Raw genomic sequence first — 1,008 nt, 5'->3', positions numbered from 1 at the left:
CAGCGGAATGTGCCCTCGACCCAGCCCCCCTCATCCCCGGTGCCCTCGTCGATCGGGCGCCAACCCTGGGCAGGCCACTGGACAATCTCGATCTCGAAGGCGCCCGGATCCTCCACCAGGCAACCATAGCCCTCGACGCTTTCCTCGGTCGCCCGGATCAGCGGCACCTCGTGCCACGGCAGAGACGGTTTGGAGCTGGCCTCAAAGATGTACTCCGGCGCGCTCATTTTTCAGTACTTCCTGCACCCATATGCCTGTCGACCATTCGCTGCACCATAGGTGCAAAATGCCAGTAATCGGGCGTGTCCATATCCGCGCGTTTGCCGGCCTCATCCAGATAGCGCACCGCAATGATCTGCTTGAGGTTCGGGTTTTGCTCCAGCTCAGCCACTTCTTCTGCATTCATGGGTCCGCCCTGCAGGTTCAAGGAATGGATGGAAGCGACTGATAAACGGTTGAAATATTCCGGCTTGGTGGCGCAGAGATAGCGTTTCGCTGCCACGTGATAGCGCACGCAATCGGTGATCACCGAAGGGAAGAACTGCTCCAGTACCTCGGCGCCAGCCTCCTCGTGAAACCGGTCTTCAGTGTCATCCATGGAGAAGGTGCCGAACTCGCTGGTGAAATGGCCGATATCGTGGAGAAGTGCGCCTACTATGATCTCTTCCGGCTGGTTGTTGGCTTCGGCAATGGTGGCGCCCTGCAACATATGTTCGGTCATGGTGACCGGCTCGCCCAGGTATTCCTCGTCGCCGCGGCGGTCAAAGATATCACCGATGAAGGCGACAATGTTGTCCTGGGTCAGCGTGCTGAAATCCGGCTTGCTCATTGTTCAACCCTCCTTCTGGGCGTTCAGAACGTTCAGGGTCGACAGCAGCCCATCCTTGTCGGCGTAGCACCCCTGCAGCCAGCGGGAGCCCGATCCGGAATAGCCAAGGCGGGCGTGCAACACGCGGGTGTTATCGACGATAAAGCTCTCGCCGGGCTCCAGTTTGAACGCAACACCCA

2 protein-coding genes and 1 pseudogene are annotated in these 1,008 nt (G+C 59.1%); all 3 read right to left on the bottom strand.

The window, feature by feature from the left end; translation table 11 throughout:
• Positions 1-227, bottom strand: a pseudogene (locus A2I95_RS42340) (ureidoglycolate hydrolase); the annotation flags it as partial.
• Entirely contained in the window at positions 224-829 is a 606-nt protein-coding gene (locus tag A2I95_RS42335; RefSeq protein WP_027258911.1) for an HD domain-containing protein, read from the bottom strand. The gene A2I95_RS42335 and the pseudogene A2I95_RS42340, both read right to left, overlap by 4 nt.
• 3 nt (positions 830-832) lie before the next feature.
• Positions 833-1,008, bottom strand: a 176-nt coding sequence (locus tag A2I95_RS42330) for a TauD/TfdA family dioxygenase (RefSeq protein WP_291738208.1), incomplete at its 5' end; no start/stop codon positions are given.

Source organism: Leisingera sp. F5 (assembly GCF_001593695.1).
Note: the sequence above shows the minus strand (reverse complement) of the source record. Positions and strands in the feature narration are given on the sequence as shown.